At 64.8% G+C, this 6,068-nt stretch carries 5 protein-coding genes; 3 read left to right on the top strand and 2 right to left on the bottom strand.

Features of this window, described 5'->3' with window-relative positions:
* Positions 1-80 precede the first annotated feature (80 nt).
* Together ASN89_RS24450 and ASN89_RS24445 are read left to right on the top strand one after the other, a co-directional pair.
* Positions 81-455, top strand: coding sequence for a hypothetical protein (locus tag ASN89_RS24450; RefSeq protein ID WP_046682297.1), 375 nt, complete (start codon positions 81-83; stop codon positions 453-455).
* 232 nt (positions 456-687) lie between these two features.
* Positions 688-1,641, top strand: coding sequence for a hypothetical protein (locus tag ASN89_RS24445; protein ID WP_058051081.1), 954 nt, complete (start codon positions 688-690; stop codon positions 1,639-1,641).
* Positions 1,642-1,651: 10 nt separating this feature from the next.
* On the opposite strand, the gene ASN89_RS24440 is transcribed toward ASN89_RS24445, so the two are convergent.
* Together ASN89_RS24440 and ASN89_RS24435 are read right to left on the bottom strand one after the other, a co-directional pair.
* The gene (locus ASN89_RS24440; RefSeq protein ID WP_058051080.1) at positions 1,652-4,093 is read right to left on the bottom strand and encodes a hypothetical protein; all 2,442 of its coding nucleotides are present in this window, start codon (positions 4,091-4,093) and stop codon (positions 1,652-1,654) included.
* A gap of 125 nt (positions 4,094-4,218) precedes the next feature.
* Positions 4,219-5,232 (bottom strand): serine/threonine protein kinase, encoded by a 1,014-nt coding sequence (locus ASN89_RS24435; protein WP_152988676.1) that lies wholly within the window; start codon positions 5,230-5,232, stop codon positions 4,219-4,221.
* Between the two features lie 103 nt (positions 5,233-5,335).
* Here ASN89_RS24435 and ASN89_RS24430 point away from each other — a divergent pair, with 103 nt between their 5' ends.
* Positions 5,336-6,034, top strand: a complete 699-nt coding sequence (locus ASN89_RS24430; protein ID WP_058051079.1) for a UPF0149 family protein — start codon at positions 5,336-5,338, stop codon at positions 6,032-6,034.
* Positions 6,035-6,068 lie beyond the last annotated feature (34 nt).

Raw genomic sequence — 6,068 nt, 5'->3', positions numbered from 1 at the left:
GTACACCACTAGCGGAAGGCTGGGGTCAGACCCGCCGGGTCTGACCCCGGGTTTTCTTCAATTTAACGATAAAAGTCAACATGACCCCTACGACCAAAAAAGTCACCTTCGCCTTTGCCATCTTCCTCGTGGCCGGCTTCCTGCTGCTGGCCGCCTACACGTGGATGGCCCTCAGCTTCTCGTACTCGGAAGGCGAACGGGCGGGCTACCTGCAAAAGTTCTCCAAGCGGGGCTGGATCTGCAAGACATGGGAGGGTGAATTGCTGCTGACGGCGCTGCCGGGCACCATCCCGGAAAAATTCCAGTTCAGCGTGCGCGATGAGGAGGTGGCGAAGCAGTTGACGGCCGCCGCCGGCAAGCGCATCCTCGTCACCTACAGCCAGCACAAGGGCGTACCCACGCAATGCTTCGGCGAGACGGAATATTTTGCCGATAAGGTCGTATTGAGCCAGTAATACCGCAAGTCCACCAACTTCAGCAGCATCGCGCCGGCCAGCCCTTCCAGGCCGGCGCCTCCCTTCCGCCTCATCATTGGCGCGCCTCACACATTCTCACTTTCTTATACACTTGTGACAAGTTCTGGCCAATACAGTCCATAAATGTAGCCAATGTGCAAGATTCTTGCGCAATCGCATGATGCCCCGCCAGACGACCTTTAGCGTGTAATCACCTGTCACTGGAAACCTCATGCGCCTGCCATACACCGTCCTGGCCCTGCTGTCCGCCGCCCTTCCCCTGTCCGCCCAGGCACAGGATATCTCCGGCATGGCCGGCGCCCTGAAAGTCAACTCGACCAATGAACGCACCTTTGTCGCCGCCATCAGCTACACGCAGCCGGTAGGCAATTACAATGCGGTGAGCCTGTCGTATATCAACGAGGGACACCCGCAAGACCATCACCGCGACGGCATGGCGGGCCAGGTGTGGCTGCGCACGAAAAACGTGGACCAGGGACTGATGCTGGGTGCCGGCGTGGGCCGCTATTTTTTCTTCGACACGGCCAAGACGGACGAAGCGCCGCACAATTTCGACAATGACCACGGCTGGGGTTCCATCGCCAGCCTGCAGGCGCGCTGGCAATTCGACAACCGCTGGTATGCCTTGGTCCAGATCAATCGCATCCGCCCCAGCGGCAAGGACGCCACCACGCACCTGCTGGTGGGCGCCGGCTACCGCTATGACGGCGTGCCGGGCGCCAAGCTGCACCTGCAGAACTGGGCCTACGACGACACCTTGACCTTGTCGACCGGCCACACCATCGTCAACAGCTTCCGCTCCGAGTCCTCGCGCCCGTTCACCTTGGAATACCGGCGCGCGGCGGGAAAATACGTGGACTGGAGCGCCGCCCTCATCGACGAAGGTGGCACGGCGCTGGCGCACCGGCGCGGCGCGGCCGCCCAGCTGTGGCTGATCCGCTCGCTCAATGAAAAGGTGGAATTCGGCATGGGTGCCGGGCCGTACGTGGCCTGGGACGGCCGCGACACCCAGGGCCACGACGCGCGCCTGACAGGCTTGCTGTCAGCCGTGGCCCGCTACCACGTCAACCGCCACTGGCTGGCGCAAGTGGCGTGGAACCGGGTGGTAACGGATTACCACCGCGACGCGGATGTGTTGCTGGTGGGCGTGGGCAGGAAGTTTTAAACGTTCTAGCTCAACGTGAGCGCCACACTGCACCGGCGTCATTCGGCTGCGTCAATCTCTCGATCACTTCCCGCGTCAGACTGGCCGAGCTCACCTGTTCGGCTTTCGCGCGGGCGGCGGTCAATGAGCTGGAAAACGCGCTTTGGGGTTGCTCCAGGCTGGCACGCAGGGCGGCCAGTTCGCGCTCTTGCTGCTGCGCGCGCTCCATTTCCCGTTCCAGCAATTGCTGCTTGGCGGCCGCCATCGCGCGCGTCGTCTCGGCCGCCTTGCGCTGCAGGGCCGCATGGGCCTGGGCGCTGGCCAGCAAGGCTTGCTGCGCGTCGAGTTTCTCGCTGGCGGCCTGCTGCGCGGCCAGTTCCAGCTGCTCGCGCTGGCGCATGGCGTCGAGCGCTTGCTGTTCCATGGCGGCGCGGGTTTCGGCTGCCGCCGTCGCCTGCTTTTCCGCTTCCAGGCGGCCGGCGATGGCTTGCGAAGCGCGCTCTTCGGCGCTGCTGGTCTGGCGCTGCTGCACCAGTTTTTGCGCAATCAGCGCCAGCGACTCGCGTTCGGCCGCGACGAAATCGCGCTCGGACGCCAGCAGCGCTTCGGCCGCTTGCGCCTTGTCTTCTTCCACGCGGGCGCGCTCGCTATGCACCTGGCCCAGTTCCACGGCCAGGCGCGCCTGCGCCTGCACGGCTTGCGCGGCAGCGGCTTTCTGTTCGCCTTCGACCAGGGCCTGGTCCATCAGGATGCGGATGGCGTCCGCTTCCTTTTGCGCCGCTTCCCGCAAGGCCTGTTCGGCCGCGTGCTGGCCGCGCAGCAGTTCCGCTTGCGCGCCCTCGGCGGCGATGCGTTCCTGCGCCGCGTTGAACGCCAGCGCTTCCGCTTCCAGTTTTTCTTTCAAGGCGGCGATGGCGGCTTGTTCGGCGGCCAGGCGCTCCTGCTCCGCCTGCAGCAGCTGCTCTGCCTGACGGGCTTTTTCCTGCGCCAGTTGCGACGCTTGCTCCTGCGCGGCCAATGTCGCCTTGCCGGCATCGACTTCGGCCTGCTCGGCGTCGTTCTGGCTCGCGACCAGTTCCGACGCCTGGCGCGCCAGTTCGGCCCGTTCCTGCGCCAGGCTGGCGGCGCGCTGCTGCTCTTCCAGTTCGCGAGCGGCTGCCACGGCGGCGGCCTGCTCGGCCGCTTCACGGGCCTTGGTTTCTTCGAGAGCCGCCGTTTCCGCTTCCAGCTTGGCGTGGCCGGCGATTTCCGCATCCTGTTCGGCGGCCACGCGGGCCAGCGCCACGGCGCGCAGCTGGCGATCTACCTCGATGCGCGCTTCGGTGGCGGCCAGGATGCGCACGTCTGCATCGCGGCGCGCCTGCGCGCTGGCCACGGCAACCATTTCCAGGCGCTCGCGGTGGATCGCCGCATCGCGCAATTCCTTTTCCGTCTGCAGGCGCAAACGCAGCGACTGCGCCGCATGGCGTTCCGATTCCGCCTGCGCCAGCGCGATGGCTTCGCGTTCCTGTTCCAGGTGCGCCAGCGCGCGCGCTTCTTCCAGGGCGCGCACTTCGGCGGCGGCGCGGTTGAAGGCCGATTCCAGCGCGATCTGGTCGGCGCGCTCGCGCTGCACCGTCAAGTCCAGCGCTTCGCTTTCCGCTTCGGCCAGCATCTGCGCCGTCTGGCGCGCACCGTGCGCATGGCGCTCGCGTTCGCGCGCCAGCACGGCAACTCGTGCGTCGGCCGAAGCGATGCCCACCATTTCTTCCTTGGCCGCCTGCACAGCGGCGACGCGCTCGACGGCCTGCAGGCGCGCCTGCTCCGTCTGCACTTGCAATTCTTCGGCGGCGCGGGCGGCCTGTTCGGCCAGTTCCGACTGCACGGCCACCTGCTCGCTGGCGCGCAAGCGGCTTTCCTGCTCGGCGCGCGAACGCTGTTCGGCGGCCAGGCGGATTTCATTATCGGACTCCACGCGGGCGCGCAGTTCGGCCGTTTCCTGCTTGACGGCTTCCAGGCGGGCCACGCTCGCTTGCGCGGCGGCGCGCATGGTGTCGAGACGTTCGCGGTTGGCGGCAATCGCTTCCTCGGCGGCCTGCGCATTTTGCTGGGCGGCGGCGGCGGCGGCCGCGTCGATGGCGGCGCGGTCCTCGGCCAGCGAGCGCACGCGCGCTTCGGCCAGCGCGCGGCTTTCAGCGGCGCAGGTAGCTTTCGCTTCCGCTTCCACGCGGGCAATCGCCTCGTGGATGGCTTTCAATTCCATTTTCTGGCGTTCCGCGGCTGGCGCCTTGGTATCGGCTTGGGCTTCGGCTGCCGGCTCGGCTTGCGGTTCGGATTGCAGTGCGGGCGTGATGGCGGCAGCAGGCGCTTCCGCCTTGCTTTCCAGATCCTTGAAATCATGCAGCGAGACGATGCTGTCCTGGTCGAACTCGTCATCGGCGGAATACGCGACGGTGAGGGAGGCGGCCTGGCGCTGATTTTGCTGTGCTTGCATGATTTCTCGCTTGTTCGGGTGAATTCCGTTGCTTCTAGGAATTTATTAGCACCATTATCGAACAGGCATGCGCAAATCAGCGCGGCAAGAAGAGGGGCGTTTACCGCCCTTTTCGGGCGTTTAGGTCAAACAGGCCACAATGGCGCTTCATCCATCAACGCCACCTGCTCCCTGAGTTCCAGGATGCGGTCCTGCCAGTACCGCTGCGTGTTAAACCACGGGAAGGCGACGGGGAAGGCGGGGTCGTCCCAGCGGCGCGCCAGCCAGGCCGAATAATGGATCAGGCGCAGGGTGCGCAGCGCTTCGACCAGGTACAGCTGGCGCGGGTCGAAATCGCAAAAGTCTTCGTAGCCGGCCAGGATGTCGCTCATCTGGCGCACTTGGTCGCCCCGCTCGCCCGACAGCATCATCCACAGGTCCTGGATCGCCGGTCCCATGCGGCTATCGTCGAAATCGACGAAATGGGGGCCGGCGTCCGTCCACAGCACGTTGCCGCCATGGCAGTCGCCGTGCGTGCGCAGCATGGCCACGTCGCCCGCGCGGTCATAGCAGCGCTTGACGCCATCGAGCGCCTGCTGCGCCACGCTGGAATAGGCGGCCAACAGTTCGGGCGGCAGGAAATTTCCTTCCAGCAAGAACTCGCGCGGCTCGACGCCAAACGTCTGGTGATCGAGCGCCGGCCGTTCCTTGTAGGTCGACAGCGCACCGACGGCGTGGATGCGGCCGATGAAGCGCCCTATCCATTCCAGCGTGGCAGGGTCGTCCAGCTCCGGCGCGCGGCCGCCGTGGCGGGGGAAGACGGCAAAGCGGAAGCCCTGGTACTGGTGCAGGGTGCTGCCGTTGATTTCCAGCGCCGGCACCACCTGGATTTCGCGCTCGACCAGTTCGGACACGAACGCATGTTCTTCCAGGATGGCCGTATCGCTCCAGCGCGCGGGACGGTAAAACTTGGCGACCAGCGGCGCGCTGTCTTCGATGCCCACCTGGTAGACGCGGTTTTCATAGCTGTTCAGGGCCAGCAGGCGGCCATCGCCGCGCAGTCCCACGCTATCGAGGGCGTCGAGCACGCAATCGGGGCTCAGGGCGGAAAAGGGATGGACGGGCCGGTCGTCCTCGTGCGGCTGGTTTTCATTGTGCATAAGCGACATTGTAAGGCGCGCGCGGGCCGCCGGTGCAAACACTTCGGCGACAAGCCGCAGCAAGGCGTATACTGGCGCCTTACATTCAATCAAAGAGCAAGCCATGCAACTCGAACAGCCATTATCAGAAAAAGAATTCGACGAATTAGACCAATTCCTGTTGTCGGAGCGCTGCTCCGAAGACGCGATGACCATGGATATGCTGCACGGCTATCTGACGGCCGTCGCCATCGGCCCGGAACCGATCATGCCGGCCGAATGGTTGCCGCGCGTGTGGGGCGAAGATGTCAACGACGCGCCGAAGTTCAAGAACAGCAAGGAAGAAGAGCGCATCGTCAACCTGATCATGCGCTTCATGAACGAAGTGCTGGTGACGTTCGAAGTGGCGCCGAAGGAATTCGAAGCCCTGTTCGTCGAACACGACTACGAAGGCCAGACCCTGATCGACGCCGAAGCCTGGTGCTGGGGCTTCTGGGACGGCATGGAACTGCGCCCAGGCTCGTGGAATGAAATCTGGGACTCCGAAGTGGCCGAGCTGATGCAGCCGATCTACCTGCTGGGCGCCGACGAAATCAAGGAAGAAGAGCTGAAACTGGTGGAAGACCCGGTCAAGGCGCACAAGCTGGCGCAGGAACTGGAAGCGAACCTGCCGGCCATCCACCGTTTCTGGGTCCCGCGCCGCAAGGCACCCGTGCAAACCATGAAGCGCGAAGAGCCGAAAGTGGGCCGCAACGACGACTGCCCTTGCGGCAGCGGCAAGAAGTTCAAGAAATGCTGCGGCGCCGAGCCTGCAGCCGAGTAATCGCGCAGTAGCATCCCTGTTGCGCCGGCGTCCT

The sequence above is a fragment of the Janthinobacterium sp. Ant5-2-1 genome (assembly GCF_001445815.1).
Taxonomy (GTDB): Bacteria; Pseudomonadota; Gammaproteobacteria; order Burkholderiales; family Burkholderiaceae_D; genus Janthinobacterium; species Janthinobacterium lividum_E.
The sequence above is the reverse complement of the archived record's forward strand: the minus strand, read 5'-3'. Positions and strand labels throughout refer to the sequence as shown.

Coding starts and splice junctions, on each gene's coding strand:
- ASN89_RS24450 (WP_046682297.1), top strand. CDS start 81: ATGACCCCTACGACCAAAAAAGTCACCTTCGCCTTTGCCATCTTCCTC.
- ASN89_RS24430 (WP_058051079.1), top strand. CDS start 5,336: ATGCAACTCGAACAGCCATTATCAGAAAAAGAATTCGACGAATTAGAC.
- ASN89_RS24440 (WP_058051080.1), bottom strand. CDS start 4,093: ATGCAAGCACAGCAAAATCAGCGCCAGGCCGCCTCCCTCACCGTCGCG.
- ASN89_RS24445 (WP_058051081.1), top strand. CDS start 688: ATGCGCCTGCCATACACCGTCCTGGCCCTGCTGTCCGCCGCCCTTCCC.
- ASN89_RS24435 (WP_152988676.1), bottom strand. CDS start 5,232: ATGCACAATGAAAACCAGCCGCACGAGGACGACCGGCCCGTCCATCCC.